Below are 20,836 nucleotides of genomic sequence, written 5' to 3'. Positions count from 1 at the left end.
GGTCGTTGGTCGTTAGTCGCTAGTCGTTGGTCGCAGGCGGCTTCGATCAACCGGGCTTTTCTGGCCACCGACCAACGACGAACGACAGGATGTTTTATGGCGAGCGAGCTTTACAACACGATTGACGCACTCAGCCGCGAAAAGGGCATTGATCCGCAGATTGTGGTCAGCGCCGTAGAAGACGCGATCGTTGTCGCCACCCGCAAGTACTATAAGACGCAGGAAAACCTGCGCGCCGAGTTGGACAAGGAGTCCGGCCAGATCCGGGCGTTCGTGGTCAAGCAGGTAGTAGAAGGCCGCGACCAGATCGAAGATCCGACCAACCAAATCACGATTGACGAGGCCCGCCGCCTTGATGCCAGCGCCGAAGTCGGCGGCGAACTACGCATCCCGAAGGCCACCGATGTGCTCGGGCGCATCGCGGCGCAACTCGCCAAGCAAGTGATCTTCCAGAAAGTACGCGAGGCCGAGCGCGACACGGTTTACAACGAGTACATCGGCCGCGTCGATGAGGTCGTCAACGCCACCGTCAAGCGCATTGAGGGTCCGGACCTGATCTTTGACGTGGGCAAGACCGAAGCCCGCATGCCGCGCAAGGAACAGTCGCGGCTGGAATCCTTTGCTCCCAGCGAGCGCGTGCGGGTGGTGATCACGCGGGTAGAAAAAGCCGCCAAGGGCCCGCAGGTCATCGTCTCGCGGGCCGCGCCGAAGCTGGTGCAGCACCTGTTCCAGACCGAAGTGCCGGAAATCTATGACGGCACGGTGGTCATCCGCGCCATCGCCCGCGAAGCCGGCGAGCGCACCAAGATCGCCGTCATGTCCAAGGACAAGGACGTGGACGCGGTCGGCGCCTGCGTCGGCATGAAGGGCATGCGCGTGCAATCCATCATTCGCGAACTGCGCGGTGAAAAAATCGACATCATCGAGTGGCACGAGGACGCGGTCACCTTCGCCGAGAAGGCGCTGCAGCCCGCCAAGGTCAGCCGCGTCAGCATCCTCGATTCCTCCGAGAAGCACCTGGAAGTCATTGTCGACGACAGCCAGCTTTCGCTTGCCATCGGCAAGAAGGGCCAGAACGTGCGTCTCGCCGCCAAGTTGATGGGCTGGAAAATCGACATCAAGAGCGAGGAAGAGAAGCGGCAGGAGGTCGAGCAGCAGATGTCCGCACTGGTCAGCAGCCAGGCTACGCCGCTGGCCAGCGTGCCCGATCTGGGCGAGGGCCTAGTCGAGAAGCTGACCGCCGCCGGGGTCACCACGGTCGAGCAACTGGCCGACATGACCCCCGAGCAACTGGAAGCCATACCCGGCATCGGCCCCAAGACGGTGGAAAAAATCAGCATTGCGGTCAATAATTATTTCTCCAGCCTGGAAGGCGGGGAAGCCACGTCGGCCGCCCCGGCCTTCGACGTTGCCGAAGACCAGCCAGTGGATGCCGAGCCGGGTGCAATTCCTGATTCGGCCGGCGAGTCCGGTGACAGCGAGGGCGTGCCGCAGGTTTCCGACACGACGCAAACCGCCAGCGCACCGGAGAAAGAAGGCCAGAACCTGGAATCGGGAGTTGTCAGCGGGACCGAGCTCGCGGCGCCCGCCGACGAAGCCGAAGGCACGACGCAGGACAAACAGCACGAGGAAGACGGGATTCGGAAGGAAGAGCAGTAGCAGCATCGTTAGCCGGTCGTCGTTAGTCGTTCGCAGAATGGGTTTGCGAACAGCTTCGGCTAACGATCAACGACGAACGAACGAACCAAATTCAAACCGTGAGGTAGCTATGTAGACATAGCGCGACACACGGAGGAAAAAAGAGCTGGATGCTAGACACGTCTAAGATTCGAATCAACGATCTGGCTAGGGAACTGGAAGTCAAGAGCAAGGCGATCCTCGATGTTCTGCCGAAGGCTGGCGTCACCGAAAAGAAAACGCATTCCAGTTCCATCACCGTGGAAGAAGCAGAGAGAGTGCGCCAGCACTTTCAAGCCGACCACGGCGGCCAGGGTGGTGCTGCCCGTGCCGTGCGCCCCCGGCCGGACGAAATCAAGACTAAGATCGATCTCTCGCACATCTCCAAGCCCGGCGATGTGCTGAAGGCGTTGCACCAGAAGCAGCAGGCGGCCGCTCCGGCTCCGCCGCGTCCGACGGTGGCGCCGCCGCGCGCGCCTGAGCTGCCCAAGCCTGCCATCCAAACGCCGGCCGCCAAAGCTCCGGTCGCCGTTCCTCCTCCGCCGAAGCCGGCAGCGCCGCCTGAGCCGATTGCGCCGCCGCGGCTGGTGAAACCCGTCGAAGCACCGGTACGTCCCGTGTACAAGGTTCCGGAGCCGACTCCACCTGAACCCGAGCCGGAGGTTCCTACTCCCCCGGTGGTCGATATTCCCGAAGTTGCGTCCGAGCCTATCCAAGCTGTAGCCGAGGAACCTGTGCCCATGCCGATAGTGCTGCCGCCGCCGCCGGCAGCTCCGCCTGCAATACCTTCGCCGATCGTGCACGCCGCGCCTGCCACGCCCGAAAAAGCTGCGCCGCCCGCGCAACATCGTCCGCCTGCGGCCCCGCCGCGTCGCGTGATAGTTCCGCAGACCGGCCCGCGCCCGGTGTACACGGCGCCGCCGCATATGGCGCGTCCCGCGGCCAGCACACCGCGTCCGGCGCCCGGCCGGCCGGTGCCCGGTCAGCCGATTTTCCAGCGCCCGCGTCCGGCCGCCGCGCCGGGAGCGCGTCCCCCGCTTCGTCCGGGCGAACGCCGCCCGATGCACCCGACGCGTCAGTCGCCGACCGGCTCGCGTCCGCTGGGGGTCGGTCCTGGAGCCCCGACCGCGACGCCGAGCGGACGTCCCACCGGCCGTCCCGCGCCCTCGCGCCGTCCCGGCCAGCGTTACATTCCACGTGGCGTGAAGGAAGGCCCGATGAAGGGCTTCGTCCCCCCCCCGAGGCTCAGCATTACCAACGAGCCGCTTCCCATCACGCGCGAGATCACGATCACGGAAGGCATCAGCGTGAAGGACCTGGCGGAAAAGCTGGGCGTCCGCGCCAAGGATCTAATCACACGTCTGTTGGCGCGCGGCGTCTTCGCCACCGTCAACCAGACGCTCGACGCCAACCTCGCCACCGAGATGGCGCGCCAGTTCGGCGCCGAGACCAGCGTCATCACTTTCGAGCAGCAAGCCGAAAAGGAAATGGAGCAGGCCGAAGCGGCCACCGCCGAAGAGGGAGGCGTCGGCGCCGTGTCGCGTCCCCCGGTGGTCACCATCATGGGCCACGTGGACCACGGCAAGACCACGCTGCTGGACTCCATCCGCCACGCCAACGTCGCCGAGGGTGAGGCCGGCGGCATCACGCAGCACATCGGCGCCTACAAGGTCACCGTCACAGACACCAACTCGCCCGCCTATGGCCGGCAGATCGTGTTCATCGACACGCCCGGCCACGAGGCGTTCACCCGCATGCGCGCGCGTGGGGCCAAGGTCACCGACATCGTCGTGCTGGTGGTCGCCGCCGATGACGGGGTCATGCCGCAGACGCTCGAAGCCATTGACCACGCCAAGGCCGCCAACGTGCCAATCATCGTCGCGGTCAACAAGATTGACAAGCCGGACGCCTTGCCCGACCGGGTCAAGAAGCAACTCGCCGATCGCGGCCTGATGCCGGAGGATTGGGGCGGCAACACCGTTTTTGTCGATGTCTCCGCCAAGCAGAAGAAGAATCTCAACCTGCTGATGGAGATGATCTGCCTGGTGGCCGACCTGCAAGAGCTCAAGGCGAGTCCCGAGCGCTCCGCCACCGGTACCGTACTGGAAGCCAAACTCGACCGTGGCCGCGGCAGCGTGGCGACCGTGCTGGTGGCCGATGGCACTCTGCGCACGGGAGACAACTTCGTGGTCGGCAACACCTTCGGCAAGGTACGCGCCATGTTCGACGAGCATGGCAATGCGCTCGACGAAGCGCCGCCCTCGACACCGGTCGAATTGCTCGGACTGGAAGGCTTGCCGCAGGCGGGCGATCAGTTCGTCGTCGTCGCCGACCGCGAAAAGGCGCGCGGCATCTCCGATTACCGCGAGCAGAAGGCCCGCGAAGCCACGTTGGCTAAGAGCTCCCGCGTTTCGCTGGAAGGCCTGGCCGAGCAGCTCAAGACCGCTGGCATGAAGGAACTCAACGTCATTCTCAAGGGCGACGTGCAGGGTTCCGTGGAAGTCTTGGGCGACCTGCTCGCCAAGCAGTCCACCGACAAAGTGAAGGTCAAGATCCTGCACAGCGGGGTCGGCGCCATCACCGAAACCGACGTGCTGCTGGCGTCGGCGTCGAATGCCATCATCATCGGTTTCAACGTGCGCCCCGAGCGCAAGGCCACCGAACTGGCCGAACAGGAGAAAGTGGACATCCGCCTGCACTCCATCATCTACGAGTTGCAGGACGAAATCCGCAAAGCCATTACGGGTCTGCTCGAGCCCGTGATCAAGGAGACCTACCACGGGCGCGCCGAAGTTCGCGACACCTTCCGCATTCCGAAGGTGGGCACGATCGCCGGCAGCTACGTGCAGGACGGCACCATCAAGCGCGATTCCGAGGTCCGCTTGCTGCGCGATAGCGTCGTCGTATTCAAGGGCAAAATCTCCTCGCTGCGCCGCTTCAAGGAAGACGTGGCGGAAGTGCGCAACGGCTTGGAGTGCGGTATCGCCATCCAAAACTATGGCGACATCAAGGTCGGCGACGTGATCGAGGCCTTCGCCACCGAGCGCGTCGCCGCCGAGATGATGGCGTAAGAAACAGTTTCAGTTTCAGTCTTGGGGTTTCAGCAATTGAAACTGAAACTGAAACTGAAACTTTCGTGATCGCTTTTCTGACCCTCGAACTCCGCATCGAAGCGGCGCATTCCCTCAAGGACAAGCGCCAGGTCGTGCGCAGCCTCAAGGACAAGCTGCGCGCCAACTTCAATGTCTCGGTGGCGGAACTTGACGCTGCCGACTTGTGGCAGCGCGCCACGGTCGGTGTGGTAAGTATTTCCGGTTCCCGCGATTACCTGCGCGGTCTGATGGAAAACGTGGAGCGCTCGGCCACCCGGATCGCCAATAATGCCGGAGCGGAGATTACCGATTCCTTCATCGAATACTTTTAGTTCTTGGCAATTCGCCTGACGGCCAAGTGCGAAATGGCTGAATTGGCACGGTGAAAACGCGCACATAAGGCTGACGCCCTTTACAACTCCGGTTTAGCTAGTTGCTAAGAGCCAATAGCTAATGGCTGCCATGGAACGTCGCAACGTACAACATCACTATCAGCGCCTGGGCGAAGTCCTGCGCGAGGAGATCGCCGCCCTGATCGAGGGCGAGCTCACCGATCCCCGCATCGGCCTGGCCACCGTCACCGAGGTCAAGATGTCGCCTGACGGCAAGTCCGCCCACATCTCCATCCATGTATCGGGCAACGAGCAAGACGCGGAAAACACCCTCGCCGGCCTGGACGCCGCTCGCAGCTACATCCGCCACGAACTTTTGGACCGTTTGCGGATTCGTCATGTGCCCGATCTGTTTTTTCATCTGGACAGGTCGCAACAGTACGAGACTAGAATTGACCAGCTACTCCGGCGCGTGAAGAAACGGAGCAAGTAACCCGCGCCGTGGCGGGATGCAAGGCAGATTCGGCCGGTGGCAGAGATGCTGAACACGATTCTCGGCGAGATCGGACGGCGCGACCGCTTCGTCCTCACCTCCCACGCACGCCCCGACGGCGACGCCATCGGCTCCGTGCTCGCTTGCCGCGAAATCCTCAGGAAAATGGGCAAGCAGGCCGAGGTTGTGCTCAACGGCCCCATGCCGCGCGTCTACCGCCCGCTCCCGTTTGCCGACTCCGTCATTGACGCGCCCAGCATCAACGGCCACTACGAAGCCGCCATCGTGCTGGAGTGCGACAGCATCCAGCGCACCAATCTGCAGGGACTGGAGCGCCAGTTCCTCATCAACATTGACCACCACGTCAGCGGCCGCCCTTTCGCTCACCTCAACTGGATTGATCCCAGTGCCTGCGCCACCGCCGAGATGATCTACCGCCTGGCGCGCGCCGCCGGCGTGTCTATCTGTTGCAATGTCGCCACCTGCCTCTACACCGCTGTCATTACCGACACCGGCTCGTTCGGCTTTGTCGGGACCACCGAGCGCACCTTCGCCCTCGCCCAGGAATTGGTGCGCGCCGGCGCCGATCCCGCGCGCATCGCCCAGAGCGTGTACTTCTCGTATCCGATTTCCAAGATGCGCCTGCTTGGCGCCGCTCTCTCCAGCCTGCATCGCGACGGCGACCTGGCGTGGATGGCGGTCAACCGCGAGCAGATGGAGCGCTGCGGCGCCCGCGACGAAGACTGCGAAGGCCTGGTGAACTATGCGCTCGGCATCGAAGGCGTCGAGGTCGCCGTCTTTTTCCGCGAACTCGCCGACCGGCGCTGGCGCGTCAGCCTGCGCAGCAAGGGCGCGGTGGATGTTTCGCACGTCGCCGCCCGCTTCGGCGGAGGGGGCCACTTCTGTGCCTCCGGCTGCGCCCTCGACGGTCCCGTCTCCCTGGCTGCCGAACGCGTGCTGGCTCAACTCCGCCTCGAACGCAAGACTATCTAGCGCCCTCCGGGAAACATTGGCGGACAGAACCTAGCCCCGCAAGTGAGCGCCGGGAAAGCTGCCTAAAATACTTGTCCAAATCGCCCAGGGAGCTAATGCGCACTCTGCAAGCGACTGCTCGCCGGCGACGCCGTATCCCGGGTCACGGAAGCCGACCTCAGCTTTCCACCGCCGCGCACAAAACAGCGGCTTGCACGCGCATTTCTCCCCGTCGTGACACGCTGATACTTGGATGCTTTCTGGCCCGCTCGCAGCGATGCCGCTGCCGCGATGGGTAAAATGGTTCCATGCTTCCCATTGTGAGAAGGACGAGGAGGTGGTGATCGACACGGCCGTCGCCACTCCCGCCACCCGCGCCAAGTACGTCGTGTGGAGCGAACTCGCGACCCTGGCGGGATTCTGCGCGTACCTGTTCTTTTACGGTCTGGGGAGCTTCGGGCTGGTCGGCGCCGACGAGCCGCGCTACGCCCAGATCGCGCGCGAAATGTTCGCCCGCCGCGACTGGATCACTCCTCTGCTCAACGGCGTCCCGTGGCTGGAAAAGCCGGCGCTGTACTACTGGAGCGCGATCCTTTCGTACAGAGTCTTCGGCGTCAGCGACTGGGCCGCGCGCCTGCCTTCTGCCGTGTTTGCCACAGCGATGGTCATGGCCATCTACTTTTTCATGCGCCGCTTCCACGGCATGCACCTCGATGCCGCGCTGATGGCGGCGTCTTCGGCAGCAATCATCGGTTTCGCGCGCGGCGCCTCCACCGACATGCCGCTGGCGGCGACCTTCACCATGGCAATGCTTGCCTGGTACGCGTGGCTGGATACCGGACGCAAACTGTGGCTCGCCGGTTTCTACCTGATGATGGCGCTGGGCACGTTGGCCAAAGGTCCGGTTGCGCCCGCGCTCGCGGGACTGATCACCGCGATCTTCGCCTTGACGGTCAGGTCAGAGACGCGCGCCACACGCTGGCGATTGATCGCGCAAACGCTATGGGTTCCCGGCGTGCTGCTGTTTCTTGTAGTCGCGTTGCCGTGGTACATCGCGGTGCAATTGAAGACGCACCAGTTTTTCCAGGTGTTCATCCTGCAGCACAACCTGGAGCGTTTTGGGACGAACCTCTACCGCCACCAGCAGCCGTTCTGGTTTTACCTGCCGGTTTTCGTGCTCAGCGTTCTGCCGTGGACGGTGTACGTGATCTCGTCGATTGCGGCGACGCTGCGCGGAGAGACGGATCAGACAGCCGTGCAGCAGAACGGCGCGTCGGAGACCGGCGCCACACAACCTGGCGTCACTCAGGATGGTTCCTGGCGCGCCTTTCTTTTGCTCTGGATTGCGGTGCCGCTGGTATTGTTCACCATTTCGCGGTCCAAGCTTCCGGGATACATCCTGCCGGCAATTCCGCCGTGCGCGCTGCTGCTTGCCGGCTGGCTGCGGACAAGAATTGCAGAGCGCGCAAGTAGGGCAAAAGCGATTGCGCACGCGCTGGTTTGCGGCTTGCTGCTCGGCGGTGCGCTACTAGCGCCTTACTTCATCGTACGCCTGCATCCGCCGTCCCAAGCGGCGGCGATCGCTGCTGTCGCCGGCGCGGTGATTGCCATGGCGATGGCAATCAGCCTGCGCTGGCAAGGGCTGCGCATCCTGCGCTTTGTGACGCTGGTGCCGGTCGTGCTGGGATTGGCGTTCGTGCTGCGGGTGAGTGCGCCGGTGATCGATCGCGCACAATCGGCGCGCCCGGTCGCCAACGAGCTTTCGCGACTGGACACGGGCCACGCGCCGTTGGCGGCATTCAACGTCTCACGCGAGCTGGAGTACGGCTTGGATTTCTACCGCAACCAGCCCCTGTTGCGCTATGAGCGCGGCGAGGTCCCCGCGGGCGATCACCTGCTGATCGCCCGCTCCGGATCGGAGCCGCAACTGGACCCATTCCTCGGCGGCCGGCGATTGTCGCATGTCGGCAGCTTTGCCCCGCAGCGGCTGGAGTTTTACTGGGTGTCGTCGGGATCGGCGCACCAGCACCGCACGCAGTGACGCCAAGTATTCCTCCGGTTTGCTTCCGCCGCGCCCCGCGTCTAGACTTCCACGTTGCGCCCAACGCGGCTGACGCGGGTTGCATCGCAGCCAGTACCGGACTGAACGCGTGGAGATCCTCGATCTCAGGCACTTTTCGTCGTTGGACCTGCGTCCGCTGCTGGACGAAGAGGCACAGGTGTGGTCGAAGCTGCTGTCGTGGGATTACAGCAGCTCGGCGGAGATGATCCTGCGCTACATTGACGCGCGCATCCTGCCCGGTTATGCGGCGATGGAGAAAGGCCGCATCTGCGGCTACTCGTTTTTCGTGTACGAAGGCAGCAAAGGCGTGATCGGAGATCTCTTCGTCGAGGGCGACAACGGGCGATACGCCAGCCCCGCCGAGCACCCCGTGGAAACGCGCCTGCTGACGCACGTCATCGAAACGCTGCAGCAGTCGCCGGGAATCCATCGCATCGAGGCGCAACTGCTGATGCATCCCACGGGCGCGGTGGTGCGGCCGTTCTTGGAAGATGGATTCCACCGCCATCCGCGGCTGTTCATGGCGCTGCCGCTGGCGGCCAACGGCAAGAATGGCTCCAAGACTCCGGCCGTTCCCGAGGGAATCGAAATCCGGCGCTGGAGCGAACAGGACTACCAGGCAGCGGCCGCGGTGATCACCGCCGCCTATCGCGGCCACATCGATTCCGAGATCAACGACCAGTACCGCACCATCGCGGGCTCGTTGCGCTTCCTCAACAACATCGTGCGCTTTCCCGGATGCGGGCAGTTCGACGCGGCGTCGTCCTTCATCGCGTACCACCGCGCCTCGCGTACCGCGGTCGGGCTGATTCTCTGCTCGCGCGTGAAGAACGACGTTGGCCACATCACCCAGGTGTGCGTGCTGCCGGAACATCGCGGCAAAGGAATCGGCGAGGGGCTGCTGGCGGCCAACCTGCAGGAGCTGCAGCGGCGGCGCTTTTCCATGCTGTCGCTGACCGTGACGGAAGCGAACCGCTCCGCCGTGGACCTCTACAAGCGCCTGGGTTATCACGTGGCCCGAGTGTTCGACGCGTTCGTCTGGGAAGGATGAAGCGATTGTCGAATCGTAGAAATTCAGGATTGTCGAATTGTGAAATTCAATTCTGCAATTCGTCGATTCGGCAATCCGTCAATGTCTAAGCAGCCACATGGCCCAGCCTGCCGCAATCACGCCCACCACAAACAAGGTGAAGCAATAAGCGCCGTAGCGGAGCATGTCGCGCGGATGGTTGCGCTGGGTGATGCCGAACACCACCGAGGCGAAGACGGCGAACAACAGCGCGGAGGTGAAGTGGGACAGGTGCAGCGGAGTCATTGCTTTTTCCCGATGGCGATGTGGTAAGCATCCACCGCGCTGATGATATTGAGCAGCCCGGCGACGATCAGGTACTTGGTGCCGTAGTCGGCGGTGGCGCGCGCGATGTTGCCGGTGCCCGCGTTCAGCGCCTTGCTGACGATGTAGAGAGCTCCCGCGCCGACGTCGCCGATGAAGCCGAGGATGTCGAGGATGTCGCCGGTATTGGGCGAGTACAGCTTGCCTTCCATCAGCAGCCCGAGCACGAACATGACTACCACCGAAAGCATTAGCAGCAAGCCGCGAATCCAGCGCCTCTGGATGAGGTGCCCGGCGCCGGGAATGAGCCAGCCGACGGCGGGCGCCACCACGGCCATCACCGCGTTGGGTTCGCCGGCGGCTTCGGCGCGCTCGACACGAGGTTTCGTAGCTGCCATCAGATGATCACCAACTCCCGTTGCACGCGGCCCGTGGTGTCGGCCGTGCCCTTGCGCACCATTACGTTGACCTCGCTGCGCACGCCGAACTCCGGCAGATAAATTCCCGGCTCGACCGAGAAGCAGGTGTTGGGCAGAATCCTGCGCTCGTCGTGGATTTCCAGGTTGTCCATGTTGGCGCCGTTGCCGTGGACTTCGGTGGCGATGGAGTGGCCGGTGCGGTGAATGAAGTACTGGCCGTATCCGGCTTTCTCGATGACGTCGCGCGTCGCCTTGTCCACTTCCCAGCCGGCGAGTTGCTGCCCGGCGGTAATTGCGGATTTCACTTTCTCGACGCCGGCATCGCGCGCGCGCCGGGCGACTTCGAAGACCTCGCGCTGTTTGTCCGATGGCGACTTGCCCACGATGCCCATCCAGGTAATGTCGTAATAGACCGCGCCGGGCTGGTCGAGCTTCGCCCAGACATCGAGCAGCACAAGGTCGCCTTCCCGGATCGGCGAGTGTTGCTCCGCCGACGGCCCGTAATGCGGGCTGCTGGCGTTGGCGTTGACGGCGACGATGGGCAGGTCATCGGTGACCAGACCCTCACGCTCGAAGCACTGGGCAAAAAACTTCTGGATATCGAACTCGTTGGTGCCGCCGTTGCGCACGCGCCGCCCGATCTCCTGGAAGGCGGCGGCGGTGATGGCATCCACTTTCTTGCCGGCAGCGAAGTGCGTCTCGATCTGCTCGTCGGTCAGCGTGGCTTCGAATTGCGACACCAGGTCGGCGGAGCTGACGATCTGCTTGCCGAAGCTGCGCACCAGTTCCACCGTGCCCGCGTCCACCAGCGAGACGGTGAACACGATGTTGTTGGGCGAGTACTGCATGGCGACCTTGCTGTAAGGCGCCAGGATCGCTTTCAGGCTGTCGAACAGCTCCTGCCACGCGGAGTATTCGCGCTTGGCGCCGGGCAGGGAATCCAAGTGCCCGGCCTCGATGCGGTGCACCAGCTTCAGCGGCTCGCCCCGCGCCGGGACGACGTAATACCAGCGGCGCGTGACCATCAGGTTCTCGGGCAGGCCGAGCACGCGATAGGCAATCGCGTCGCGGTGATGGTGGTCGTAAAAGAACCAGGCGTCGAGGTTGTGCTCGCGCAGCGCGGCCTGAATGGCAGAGAGATTCATGGGCAAAACTCCATTGTAGCGGACGAGTTACATTTTTCGCGACCTCGGAAGCGTAGCTGATAGTTGGCAGCTCGTAGCCCGATGTCTCCAGCTACCATGCTACAACTACGATTTCCCCTGTGCGCCCCGCTCCAGGCGATGAATCGCCTCATCCGCATCGCGTAGAAATCCCGACGATTCGACTGCCCCGATCTGGTGCTCGAATGCGGGCACGAACGGCGGCCGGTGTTCGAACATCATGCGCTTCAGCGCTTCCAGGTGAAGCTGGAGTTCGCGGATTTGTCTTTGTTGGGAGAGGAGGAGTGCGTAAATCGCAGTTTCATTCATGGTCGTAGTCCGTGGTCGGTAGTCCGTAGCCCGGGTGTGCCGGATTACGAACTACGGGCTACCGGCTGCCAGTTTCTTTCGCCAACACCTTCGCTCTCGTTTTCGGCTCCAGCGTTTCGCAAGCGGTGCGCAATACCAGGCGCGGGGCACGCGTGCGTAGCTTCATGAGCAACTTGATCGCGGAAGCGGCGTCGGCCTTGGCATACTCGCGCAACAGCCAGCCGAGGCCTTTCTGCACCATGTCGTCACTATCGGGCAGCAGCATTTCCGACAAACGCGCGATTTCGCCGCGAAACATCTGCTGCCGCGCGCCCCGGATAAGCGAAACACAGGCCGCGCGCCGCCGCCAGCGATTGCGCGAGCGTGCCCATCGGAAGACCACGCGCACGTGGGCGGGATCATCAACCACCATCGGGCCGATCAGGTAGTAGACGAGCGCATCGTGGTCCGCCCAACTTGACACGCGGTCGAGCCAGTCGTCAAAAAGGCGGAATTGCCTGGGGCCGAAGTCGTGCGCCGATTTTTCCAGCAGCATCACGGCCATGCTCTTTTCTTCCAGGACGCGGTTACGGAAAAGCTGGTCGGCGACGGAGACCAGGTAATCGAGCCCGTGTTCGTTGAGCAGCACGCGGTGGAATCGATAGGCTACCTTGCGCAGCTCGGCGGTGCACCAGCCGCGCGAGGCGACCTCCTCCTTGAAAAAGCGCTGGACTTCCTCCGCGTGCGGCGCCGAGGCGCCATCCTTGATGACGCGACGGACATGGTCGGCGATATAGGCGGGAGATTTCATCCCGCTGATTATGACAAGACAAATGGGTCCATGTCGCGGTTGTGTTCTGCTCAACCACTCCTATACATTGACCCCATGGTTACTCGCCGCGAAGTCCTCAAGACAGGCGCGGCCGCCGCCGCTGGCGCCGCATGTTTGCCGGCGGCTGCCGATGCCGAACCGACGCTCCCGGCATCCATCCAGGCGCTCAAATCCCTGCGCGAGCTGGCGCGCCCCATCACTGCCGAGGAACGCCGGCAGCGCATCGAGCGTGCCCGCCAGTTGATGACGGTTAACAAGCTGGACGCCATCTTCATGATCGGCGGCAGCTCGCTCGTTTACTTCGCGAACGTGTCTTGGTGGAACAGCGAGCGCCTGGGTGCCCTCATTCTCCCGGCCAAGGGAGAACCATTTTTTGTCGTGCCCGCATTTGAAGAAGAGCGGCTACGAGAGCAACTGGCGAACGGGCCCTTCGACAGCTCGGCCGACGTGCGCGTCTGGCAGGAGGATGAGGACCCGTACCGCCTGGTCGCGCAGGGCCTCAAAGACCGCGGCATCTCCAGCGGTACGCTGGGCATGGAAGAGCGGGTGGCGTTCGTGTTCAGCAACGGCGTGGCGCAGGCCGTCCCGGCCTTGAAGATGGTGAGCGCGACACCCGCCACCGCCGGCTGTCGCATGGTGAAGTCGGCGCACGAACTGGAACTGATGAAGCTGGCGAACCAGGCGACGTGGACGGTCTATCGTGCCGTATATCAGGCCATGAGCCCAGGCATGACGCAGCACGATGTGGGCGCGTTGATCAGCGCGGCCTACGAAAAAGTGGGGTTTCGCGGCGGCGCCAGCGTGCAGGTCGGCGAATATACCGCACTCCCCCATGGCTCACGAACGCCGCAGGTGATCCACGAAGGCACGCCCATCATGATTGACGACGGATGCACCGTCGAGGGCTACAACTCCGATATCACGCGCACCTGGGTTCTCGGCAAGGCCGGCGACCAGCAGAAACGCGTGTTCGAGATCGTGCAGCGGGCACAGAGGGCGGCCCTGGCGGCGGCCAAGCCCGGTGTCGCGTGCCAAGCGGTGGACGCGGCCGCGCGCCAGGTGATTACCGACGCCGGCTATGGTCCGGGCTACAAGTTCTTCGGACACCGCGTGGGTCACGGCATCGGCATGGACGGTCACGAGTGGCCGTACCTGGTGCGCGGCAACGCGCTGCCGCTGGCGCCGGGCATGACTTTCAGCGACGAGCCCGGCATCTACATCCGCGGCGAATTCGGCGTCCGCCTGGAAGACGACATTTTCATCAGCGAGAACGGCGCCGAGATGTTCACCACTCCGAGCCCGTCCATGGAGCACCCGTTCGGCTGATTCTGCGGTCCCCAACGGTACATAGCACCCATGACGTTATCAAAGTAGCCACGGGCGGCTGGTTTTGAGCCGCCTCGTTTTGACCCATCGCGTCACGATGAGTATTATGTGCGCGCCGAATTCTCGTGGCTCGTGGGGGCACGCGGCCGGTCCAAACTTCATCGCTGTTCGGCTTTCAAGGAGGAATTTCCATGGCCAAGAAGCGCAGTGGGAGCTTTACCCGGAGAGATTTCCTGAAAACCACCGGCGCTGCCGCGGTGGTGGCGGGAGCGGGACCGTACTTCCTTTTTCCGGAGCGAGCGCAAGCCCAGCAGAAAACGCTGAAGATCGCGCAGTGGAGCCATTTCGTTCCCGAGTACGACAAGTGGTTCGACAACGAATACACCAAACAATGGGGCCAGAAGCACAACCTGAACGTGATCGTTGATCACATCAATCTCACCGAGATCCCCGCTCGTGCGGCGGCCGAAGTTTCGGCCAAGAAGGGCCACGATCTTTTCATGTTCCTCTCGCCGCCGGCGGCATACGAGCAGCAAACGCTGGACATGACTCATGTGTACCAGGAAATCGAAAAGAAGCACGGCAAGAAGATCGACCTGGCGCACAAGTCCACTTACAACCCGAAGACGAAGAAATACTTCGCCTTCTCCGATTCCTACGTTCCCGATCCGGGCAACTATTACAAGGAATGGTGGGCGGAGGCGGGCTTCCCCAACGGCCCCGACACCTACGACGACCTCCGCACCGGCGCCAAAAAGATCAAAGACAAGCGCGGCAACCCTTGCGGGATCGGGCTATCACAGGAACTCGACACCAGCATGGCGATGCGCGCCCTGTTGTGGTCGTTTGGCGGCGCCGAGCAGGATGAGCACGGCAACGTCACCATCAATTCCAAGGCCACCATCGAGGCCCTCAAGTACATGAAGGCCCTGTACCAGGAGTCGGAGACCTCGGAAGTGTTTACCTGGGACCCCTCAAACAACAACCGCGGTATGCTGGCCGGCAAACTCTCGTACGTGGCCAACGCCATCTCGGTCACGCGCCAGGCGGAGCGCGAGCACTCGCCGATTTCCAGCCACATCATGATCTGCCGGGCGCCCAAGGGGCCGGTGCGGCGGATTGCCGCCGAGCACGTGATGGACTGCTACGTGATCTGGAACTTCGCCGAGAACAAGGAAGGGGCGCAGCAGTTCCTGATCGACTACATTGATAACTTCAGGCAAGGCTTCGAAGCGGGCAAGTGGTACAACTTTCCCTGCTTCCCGAGCACCGTTCCGGACATCAAGAAGATCGTGCAGAACGACCCCGCGGCCGATCCGCACGACAAATATAAGGTCCTGGCCGACGTGCTGGATTGGGCCACCAACGTAGGTTATCCGGGTTACGCCACCGCCGCCATTGACGAGGCTTTTCGCACTTGGGTCATCCCGACCATGTTCGCCAAGGTCGCTCGCGGCGACGAGACTCCCGAAAATGCTGCCAAGGCGGCCGAGCAGGAGTACAAGCGTATCTTCGAGAGATGGAAATAACCGTTTGAGGGGTTGAGGGATCGATGGCAGTAGTCGAAACCAGAAAACTAACCAAGGTATTCAAAGAGGGAGAACTCGGCGCAGTTAACGATGTGAATCTGGAAACTCGCGAGGGCGAGTTCCTGGTCTTCCTCGGTCCGTCCGGATCGGGGAAGACCACCCTGTTGCGCATGATCGCCGGCCTGGAGATTCCCACGGCTGGCGAAATTCGCATTGGCGGGCAGGTGGTCAACCACCTCACGCCACGCGAGCGCGGTATCGCCATGGTGTTCCAGAGCTATGCCCTGTATCCCCACCTCTCCGTTTACAACAACATCGCCTTTCCGCTGAAGGCGCAAAAGGTTCCCAAGCAACTGCACAAGCAGAAGGTGGAGTGGGCTTCGTCGCTGCTGGGAATCGGCGCACTCCTGCAGCGCAAGCCGCGCGAGTTGTCCGGCGGCGAACGCCAGCGCGTTGCCCTGGCCAGGGCCATCGTGCGCGAGCCCTCGGTGTTCTTGCTGGACGAGCCGCTGTCGAACCTCGACGCCAAGCTGCGTGCCAGCGCCCGCGAGGAATTGGAGCTGTTCCACAAGCGCGTCGGCACGACCACCATTTATGTCACCCACGACCAGGTGGAAGCCATGGCCATGGGCGACCGCGTCATGGTCCTGCACAAGGGCTACATGCGCCAGCTCGGCACGCCGCGTGAGGTCTACGACACGCCCGCCGACACCTTCGTCGCCACCTTCCTCGGCTCACCGCCCATGAACCTGCTGGAGAACGGCGACTTCATCGTCGGCTTCCGTCCGGAACACCTGCTGCCCACCGAACTGGCGCCGAATCCGGCGATCATGTTCCGGCTGAAGGTCAAGGTTACCGAGTATTTGGGTGCGGAGTGGATCCTCTACGGTTCCGTAAACGGCGGTAAATTCGACGGCAAGGAAGTGATCTCGCGGCTGGCGTCGGCGGTCTCGTTTCAGGCCGACGAGGTCTACGACTTCGGCGTGCGCGAAGCCGACCTGCACTTTTTTGATCGCACCTCCGAGAAGCGGACCCAGGCCAAGGTGCTGGCGTGGCAATGAAGGCCGACTCGCCGATCAACACCAAGCTTCCACCGGAGACGGCCGGCGTTCTGCCGCCGAAGCACGATGAAGGAGCGGTCACCGTTCCCTGGTATCGCACGCCGGAGAACCGCGCCAAACTGCTCGGTGTTGCCATGTTCACGCCGGCGGTGTTGTTCATCGTCGTACTCATTGGCGTGCCGTTCGTGATGGCGTTCGTTTACGCCTTCACCGACGTAAAGGTCGGCAGCATCGCGTCGCACTATGTCGGCCTGGAGAATTTTCGCAGCATCCTGCAGAGCCCGAGCTTCAGAAAAGCGCTGGTGAATTCCTTTATCTTCACCATCACTTCGCAGGTGCTGGTGATTGTGGGCTCGACCATTCTTTCCGTCGCCCTGAAGGACCGCTTCCGCGGGCGCGGCTTTGTCCGTTTTCTGATTCTGCTGCCGTGGGTGGCGCCCATCTCGCTGGGCGCCATTGGCTGGAAATGGATTCTGGATTCGCTCTACAGCGTCATCAACTGGGTGCTGGTCGCGCTGCATTTCTATAAACCTTATAGCGCGCCCATGTGGCTGGGCGAACCGCAACTGGCAATGGCCTCCGTCATCCTGGTCCACACCTGGCGCCTGCTGCCGTTTTCCACCGTCATCATGCTCGCCGGCCTGACCGCCATTCCCCAAGACATCCCGGAAGCCGCCGAGGTAGACGGCGCCGGCTTCTGGCGCACCCTGTTCCAGATCACCATCCCCATGATGCTGCCCATCATCATGGTGGCGGTGCTGTTCGGCATCATTTTCACCTTTACCGACATGACGGTGGTATACGTCCTCACCGCCGGTGGGCCATACGATTCGACACAGGTGCTGCCGTCGCTGGCGTTCTTCACCGGCATTCTGGCCGGCGACCTCTCGCAAGGCGCGGCCATCTCGCTCTTCCTGGTGCCGATCATGGTGGCGGTGACCTACGTGATGTTGCGTCTGGCGTATAAGTCGGAGGTGGCCTGATGCAGCGCGGCGCCGCTCGCACCGTCGGCTACAAAATTACCCGCTGGGCTGTTTTGGTGGTGTTCGCCGTTCTGCTGGCGTTCCCCTTCTACTGGATGTTGATCACCACCTTCAAGCAGACGGCCGACCTCTACACGCTGCAGAACAACCCGTTTAAGTTCAACATGGCGCCGACGCTGGAGCACCTCAAGCTGTTGTTCCACGAGACCAAGTACATGGTGTGGGTGATGAACACGGTGCTGGTGGGTGGAATCGTGGTCGCCATCACGCTCGTTCTGGCGCTTCCGGCAGCCTACGCGCTCACCCGGTTGACCGGACGCTGGGGCCAGCGCATCGGCATCGCCATCTTTCTTACTTACCTGGTGCCGCCGACACTGCTGTTCATCCCGTTGTCGCGCGTGGTCGCCATCCTTGGGCTGCAGGACACCATCTGGGCGGTCGTGCTGGTGTACCCGACCTTTACCGTGCCGTTTTCCGTTTGGCTGCTGATGGGCTTTTTCAAGTCCATCCCGCGCGAACTGGAAGACGCCGCCATGGTGGACGGTCTTTCGCGCCTCGGCGCGTTCGTCAAGCTGGTGGTACCCATTTCGCTGTCCGGCATCCTGACCGTGGTGATCTTCACCTTTACCCTGGTGACGCAGGAATTTGTCTATGCCCTAACCTTCATCTCGACCGAAAACAGCCAGCTCATCAGCGTCGGCGTGCCCACCTTCCTGGTCCGCGGCGACGTCTACTACTGGGGCTCGCTGATGGCCGCCTGCCTCATCGCCAGCGTCCCCATCGCCATCCTCTACAACCTGTTCCTCGACCGCTTTATTGCCGGATTCACGGTGGGAGCGGTGAAGTAGGGTTTTCCTGTCGCCCGTCTCTGACTCCGACCTTCCTTCGTGCCATACGTCTCAGCGCGCAAGGCCGATGCGCTTAGAGCGACGGACTGATAGACGTCCACACAATAAAACCGCGCACCTTCCGCGGCGGGTTCGCCTGAAGCCGTAGCCCAAAACCTGGAGCCTGGAGCCTAACTACTTCGTCTGCGACTTCAGCACTTCGCGGATCTCGCGATTGATGCGCGCCGCATCGCGCGCGGCGTTATCAATCAACTCCAGCCATCTTTTGTTGGTATCGTCGAGTTTGGCCTGCGCCAGCAGGTACGATGCCTGCATCACCGTCTCGATCGAGTTGCTCAGATCATGCGCCAGGGAGCGCAGCTTCGTGCTCGCTTCCAGGGACATTTTCGGTTGTTCCCCACCCGTCTGCGGCGGCATTCGATGCTCCTGCCTTGCCCACGGCGCCTGGCACACGTGACCGACTGGTGCCGTGTTCAGTTGGAGTTGTTTCCAGCACGTAACGTTGTTTGGCCCACCACATCTTTTCACATCGCCTTGGCCGACCTCAATCCGGCATCGACATCGTAAACCGACGCCCGCGCCGGTTTGCCATGCTCCCGTTTACGCCTGTAAAATAGATTGCGGTGTAGCCTTCGCGGCGCCGCTCGGCAGCCGCGCCACGCCGAAGTGGCGGAATTGGCAGACGCGCATGGTTCAGGTCCATGTACCCGCAAGGGTGTGGGGGTTCGAGTCCCTTCTTCGGCACCAATCTTTTAGTTCCAGTAACTTCCGGGGCGGCTACCCGCCCCGGCTACCCGAATCCGCGATTCTTGGCGCAACCCGGTATTAGCTCGAAGGAGCTAATGCCATGCAGAAAATCACCGTCAGCATCTACGTCCGCTGCCACGGCAGCCGCGATTACGAACGGGCCAACCCACGCAAGACCTACTCAGCCGACACCATCTTCGTCCTGCGCTACAAGCAGCGCGGGAAACGGGTCTGGCAGACCTTGGACGTCCCCAATTACGATCAGGCTGTAATCCAAGCCAAGAAGAAGCAGATCGCGCTCCTGGTGGAGCAGGCGAACATCGATATGGGCGTACTGCCAGCGACGGTTGAGCCGAAGCCGGCCCAGAACCCCCACCCGCCCCTGTCCGACCTCAAGGAGCGGTTCCTGGAGTTCAAGCGCACCACTTGTAAGAAGGATGGCACCCCGCTGGACGAAGAAACTGTGGACGCCTACGAGCAGCAGGTGACGGAGTTCCTGAAGGCTTGCCAGCACGAGTACCCAGCTGATGTGGACGCGATGGACCTACGGCGGTACATGGCGGCTCTACGGCAACGCGGATTGACGCATCGCTCAGTCTGTAACAACTACACCAGCATCGCGTGCTTCCTGAAATTCTGCGGAGTAGACCACAAGAATTTGCTGCCGTACAGCGAGAGGCCCACCCCGGATGACGGGACGCCGGAAGCGTACGAGGAAGCGGAAATGCGGCGGTTCTTCGCGGCCTTGACGCGAGAGCGCGATCGTCTGGCGTTCGAGGTTTTGCTCAAGACCGGATTGCGGGAACGAGAGATGACGACGTTGGAGTGGGCCGACTTGAATCTAGGGGCCAGCCCCACCGTCACTGTCCAGTCACGGAAACCCCATCTGAAGTTTCGGACCAAGACTGGCAAGGGCCGGGCCATTCCACTGGAGAAGAATCTGGCACTCAAGCTGGCAGCGTGGAAGATGAAGTACCCTGGCACCCGGCTCCTGTTCGGGACCGCGTCGGACAAGGAGGACTCGCACTTCTACCGGGTTTGCGTGGAGACGGCGAAACAGGCTGGCATGGACCCGGCGAACTTCTGGCTTCACAAATTCCGGGATACGTTCGGCACCTGGACTTGCCGAGCGGGCAAGGTGGACCTGCGCACCCTACAGCACTGGATGGGTCACAGCAGCATCACGATGACCGAACGGTACTTGGCACCGGGTCAGGGCGCTTACGCGCAGGACGGCATCAACCAGACATTCAACGTCAATCTAGGCGAGGATGTGTTGGTGATGGCGGCTGTGCAGTAAGAATCCTCGACCGGCCCCGATTGTCGTTCTGGCCTGTCTGAGCAAGAAAATTTCCTTGGCCTCGCAATTCCTCAGGGGGCCTTTTTGTTTTGCCAATCCGGTCACTAAATTAAGTGTTTACTATCCAGTCAATAACAAGGTATGAGTAAACGGTAGCCCTATGTCCGGCGTTAAGTTCAGTCCCGGTCAGATCGTCGCCACACCCGCTGCTTTGGAAGCGTTCAGGGCATCGGGTGAGGAGCCGCTCCCGTTTCTACGGCGGCACCTTGCGGGCGACTGGGGCGAACTAGACGAGCACGACCGCCGTGAGAACGAACTCAGTCTGGAACACGATTGGCGAATTCTGTCGGCCTACCGCTTGAGCAACGGAACGCGATTC

The 20,836-nt window shown here is 62.3% G+C and carries 19 protein-coding genes and 1 tRNA gene; 14 read left to right on the top strand and 6 right to left on the bottom strand.

Going from position 1 to position 20,836, the window contains the following annotated elements:
- Positions 1-96 precede the first annotated feature (96 nt).
- The 7 genes from nusA (at position 97) to LAN64_02035 (ending at position 9,679) form a co-directional block, all read left to right on the top strand.
- Positions 97-1,659 (top strand): transcription termination factor NusA, encoded by a 1,563-nt coding sequence (gene nusA / locus LAN64_02065; GenBank protein ID MBZ5566614.1) that lies wholly within the window; start codon positions 97-99, stop codon positions 1,657-1,659.
- 149 nt (positions 1,660-1,808) lie between these two features.
- Positions 1,809-4,748: a translation initiation factor IF-2 gene (gene infB / locus LAN64_02060; protein MBZ5566613.1), complete on the top strand. Its 2,940-nt coding sequence runs from the start codon at positions 1,809-1,811 to the stop codon at positions 4,746-4,748.
- Between the two features lie 65 nt (positions 4,749-4,813).
- Positions 4,814-5,101, top strand: coding sequence for a DUF503 domain-containing protein (locus LAN64_02055; protein ID MBZ5566612.1), 288 nt, complete (start codon positions 4,814-4,816; stop codon positions 5,099-5,101).
- A 130-nt stretch (positions 5,102-5,231) separates the two neighbouring features.
- Entirely contained in the window at positions 5,232-5,594 is a 363-nt protein-coding gene (gene rbfA, locus LAN64_02050) for a 30S ribosome-binding factor RbfA (protein ID MBZ5566611.1), read from the top strand.
- A 45-nt stretch (positions 5,595-5,639) separates the two neighbouring features.
- On the top strand, positions 5,640-6,587 hold the full coding sequence (locus LAN64_02045) for a bifunctional oligoribonuclease/PAP phosphatase NrnA (protein MBZ5566610.1): 948 nt from the start codon (positions 5,640-5,642) through the stop codon (positions 6,585-6,587).
- A 319-nt stretch (positions 6,588-6,906) separates the two neighbouring features.
- Positions 6,907-8,607 (top strand): glycosyltransferase family 39 protein, encoded by a 1,701-nt coding sequence (locus tag LAN64_02040; protein MBZ5566609.1) that lies wholly within the window; start codon positions 6,907-6,909, stop codon positions 8,605-8,607.
- Between the two features lie 109 nt (positions 8,608-8,716).
- A complete protein-coding gene (locus tag LAN64_02035; GenBank protein ID MBZ5566608.1) occupies positions 8,717-9,679 on the top strand; it encodes a GNAT family N-acetyltransferase in 963 nt (320 codons plus the stop codon).
- A gap of 78 nt (positions 9,680-9,757) precedes the next feature.
- Here the strand turns inward: LAN64_02035 and LAN64_02030 are convergent, their stop codons facing one another.
- From LAN64_02030 to LAN64_02010, 5 genes are all read right to left on the bottom strand, one after another.
- A complete protein-coding gene (locus LAN64_02030; GenBank protein MBZ5566607.1) occupies positions 9,758-9,943 on the bottom strand; it encodes a hypothetical protein in 186 nt (61 codons plus the stop codon).
- Entirely contained in the window at positions 9,940-10,299 is a 360-nt protein-coding gene (locus LAN64_02025; protein ID MBZ5566606.1) for a hypothetical protein, read from the bottom strand. Before LAN64_02025 ends, LAN64_02030 begins: the two co-directional genes overlap by 4 nt.
- Before the next feature lie 59 nt (positions 10,300-10,358).
- The gene (locus LAN64_02020) at positions 10,359-11,525 is read right to left on the bottom strand and encodes a Xaa-Pro peptidase family protein (GenBank protein ID MBZ5566605.1); all 1,167 of its coding nucleotides are present in this window, start codon (positions 11,523-11,525) and stop codon (positions 10,359-10,361) included.
- Positions 11,526-11,630: 105 nt separating this feature from the next.
- Positions 11,631-11,852 (bottom strand): hypothetical protein, encoded by a 222-nt coding sequence (locus LAN64_02015; GenBank protein ID MBZ5566604.1) that lies wholly within the window; start codon positions 11,850-11,852, stop codon positions 11,631-11,633.
- Between the two features lie 58 nt (positions 11,853-11,910).
- Positions 11,911-12,642, bottom strand: a complete 732-nt coding sequence (locus LAN64_02010) for a DNA alkylation repair protein (protein MBZ5566603.1) — start codon at positions 12,640-12,642, stop codon at positions 11,911-11,913.
- 75 nt (positions 12,643-12,717) lie between these two features.
- Between LAN64_02010 and LAN64_02005 the strand changes: the two genes are divergently transcribed.
- From LAN64_02005 to LAN64_01985, 5 genes are all read left to right on the top strand, one after another.
- Complete coding sequence (locus tag LAN64_02005; GenBank protein MBZ5566602.1) at positions 12,718-13,989, top strand: Xaa-Pro peptidase family protein; 1,272 nt, start codon at positions 12,718-12,720, stop codon at positions 13,987-13,989.
- 191 nt (positions 13,990-14,180) lie between these two features.
- On the top strand, positions 14,181-15,518 hold the full coding sequence (locus tag LAN64_02000; protein ID MBZ5566601.1) for an extracellular solute-binding protein: 1,338 nt from the start codon (positions 14,181-14,183) through the stop codon (positions 15,516-15,518).
- A 23-nt stretch (positions 15,519-15,541) separates the two neighbouring features.
- Positions 15,542-16,579: an ATP-binding cassette domain-containing protein gene (locus LAN64_01995; protein ID MBZ5566600.1), complete on the top strand. Its 1,038-nt coding sequence runs from the start codon at positions 15,542-15,544 to the stop codon at positions 16,577-16,579.
- 134 nt (positions 16,580-16,713) lie between these two features.
- The gene (locus LAN64_01990; GenBank protein ID MBZ5566599.1) at positions 16,714-17,562 is read left to right on the top strand and encodes a sugar ABC transporter permease; all 849 of its coding nucleotides are present in this window, start codon (positions 16,714-16,716) and stop codon (positions 17,560-17,562) included.
- Positions 17,562-18,410 carry a carbohydrate ABC transporter permease gene (locus LAN64_01985; protein MBZ5566598.1) on the top strand — a complete coding sequence of 283 codons (849 nt, stop codon included), beginning with the start codon at positions 17,562-17,564 and terminating at the stop codon, positions 18,408-18,410. The genes LAN64_01990 and LAN64_01985 overlap by 1 nt, the downstream gene beginning before the upstream one ends.
- A 174-nt stretch (positions 18,411-18,584) precedes the next feature.
- Here the strand turns inward: LAN64_01985 and LAN64_01980 are convergent, their stop codons facing one another.
- On the bottom strand, positions 18,585-18,827 hold the full coding sequence (locus LAN64_01980) for a hypothetical protein (GenBank protein MBZ5566597.1): 243 nt from the start codon (positions 18,825-18,827) through the stop codon (positions 18,585-18,587).
- 243 nt (positions 18,828-19,070) lie between these two features.
- On the opposite strand from LAN64_01980, the gene LAN64_01975 reads away from it, so the two are divergent.
- A tRNA-Leu gene (locus LAN64_01975) sits at positions 19,071-19,157 on the top strand.
- A gap of 100 nt (positions 19,158-19,257) precedes the next feature.
- Positions 19,258-20,457 carry a site-specific integrase gene (locus LAN64_01970; GenBank protein ID MBZ5566596.1) on the top strand — a complete coding sequence of 400 codons (1,200 nt, stop codon included), beginning with the start codon at positions 19,258-19,260 and terminating at the stop codon, positions 20,455-20,457.
- The last annotated feature ends 379 nt before the right edge of the window (positions 20,458-20,836 follow it).

The sequence above is a fragment of the Terriglobia bacterium genome, from assembly GCA_020073185.1.
GTDB lineage: Bacteria > Acidobacteriota > Terriglobia > Terriglobales > Acidobacteriaceae > JAIQGF01.
Note: the sequence above shows the minus strand (reverse complement) of the source record. Positions and strands in the feature narration are given on the sequence as shown.

Coding starts and splice junctions, on each gene's coding strand:
- nusA (MBZ5566614.1), top strand. CDS start 97: ATGGCGAGCGAGCTTTACAACACGATTGACGCACTCAGCCGCGAAAAG.
- LAN64_02025 (MBZ5566606.1), bottom strand. CDS start 10,299: ATGGCCGTGGTGGCGCCCGCCGTCGGCTGGCTCATTCCCGGCGCCGGG.
- LAN64_01980 (MBZ5566597.1), bottom strand. CDS start 18,827: ATGCCGCCGCAGACGGGTGGGGAACAACCGAAAATGTCCCTGGAAGCG.
- LAN64_02045 (MBZ5566610.1), top strand. CDS start 5,640: ATGCTGAACACGATTCTCGGCGAGATCGGACGGCGCGACCGCTTCGTC.
- rbfA (MBZ5566611.1), top strand. CDS start 5,232: ATGGAACGTCGCAACGTACAACATCACTATCAGCGCCTGGGCGAAGTC.
- LAN64_01990 (MBZ5566599.1), top strand. CDS start 16,714: ATGTTCACGCCGGCGGTGTTGTTCATCGTCGTACTCATTGGCGTGCCG.
- LAN64_01970 (MBZ5566596.1), top strand. CDS start 19,258: ATGCAGAAAATCACCGTCAGCATCTACGTCCGCTGCCACGGCAGCCGC.
- LAN64_02020 (MBZ5566605.1), bottom strand. CDS start 11,525: ATGAATCTCTCTGCCATTCAGGCCGCGCTGCGCGAGCACAACCTCGAC.
- LAN64_02010 (MBZ5566603.1), bottom strand. CDS start 12,642: ATGAAATCTCCCGCCTATATCGCCGACCATGTCCGTCGCGTCATCAAG.
- LAN64_02005 (MBZ5566602.1), top strand. CDS start 12,718: ATGGTTACTCGCCGCGAAGTCCTCAAGACAGGCGCGGCCGCCGCCGCT.
- LAN64_01995 (MBZ5566600.1), top strand. CDS start 15,542: ATGGCAGTAGTCGAAACCAGAAAACTAACCAAGGTATTCAAAGAGGGA.
- LAN64_02030 (MBZ5566607.1), bottom strand. CDS start 9,943: ATGACTCCGCTGCACCTGTCCCACTTCACCTCCGCGCTGTTGTTCGCC.
- LAN64_02000 (MBZ5566601.1), top strand. CDS start 14,181: ATGGCCAAGAAGCGCAGTGGGAGCTTTACCCGGAGAGATTTCCTGAAA.
- LAN64_02015 (MBZ5566604.1), bottom strand. CDS start 11,852: ATGAATGAAACTGCGATTTACGCACTCCTCCTCTCCCAACAAAGACAA.
- infB (MBZ5566613.1), top strand. CDS start 1,809: ATGCTAGACACGTCTAAGATTCGAATCAACGATCTGGCTAGGGAACTG.
- LAN64_01985 (MBZ5566598.1), top strand. CDS start 17,562: ATGCAGCGCGGCGCCGCTCGCACCGTCGGCTACAAAATTACCCGCTGG.